This window comes from Acidiphilium sp. JA12-A1 (assembly GCF_000724705.2).
In the GTDB taxonomy this organism is placed as follows: domain Bacteria; phylum Pseudomonadota; class Alphaproteobacteria; order Acetobacterales; family Acetobacteraceae; genus Acidiphilium; species Acidiphilium multivorum.
Genome location: NZ_JFHO01000215.1, coordinates 1 through 329, shown reverse-complemented (window position 1 = coordinate 329; position 329 = coordinate 1). Strand labels below are relative to the sequence as shown.

The 329-nt window shown below is 80.2% G+C and carries 1 pseudogene; it reads left to right on the top strand.

The features are described 5' to 3' along the window. Window positions 1-329: pseudogene (locus RT91_RS22065) on the top strand (hypothetical protein); the annotation flags it as partial.

The window sequence follows — 329 nt, the reverse complement described above, 5'->3', positions numbered from 1 at the left end:
GATGCCGGCGCCGCAGGTCGCCCCGGCGCCGGCGCGCGCGCTCCCGGCGGCGGCCCCGCGCCGCGCGCGTCCCGCCGCCGCCATGGCGCAGATTCTCGCCCGCCCCCTGTTCCGCCCCGACCGCCGCCCCGTCGCCGACGCCAGCACCGCCGCCACCTCCATGCCCCGGCTGTCCGGCATCCTGCGCGGCGATGCGGTGCGGCTGGCGATCTTCGCGCGCTCATCCGGCAAGCCAGTCCTGCTCGGCGAGGGTGGGCATCTCGGCGGCTATCGCATCGTGCGGATCGGCCGGCGCGCGGTGCTGCTGGAGGGCCCGCGCGGCCGGCTCC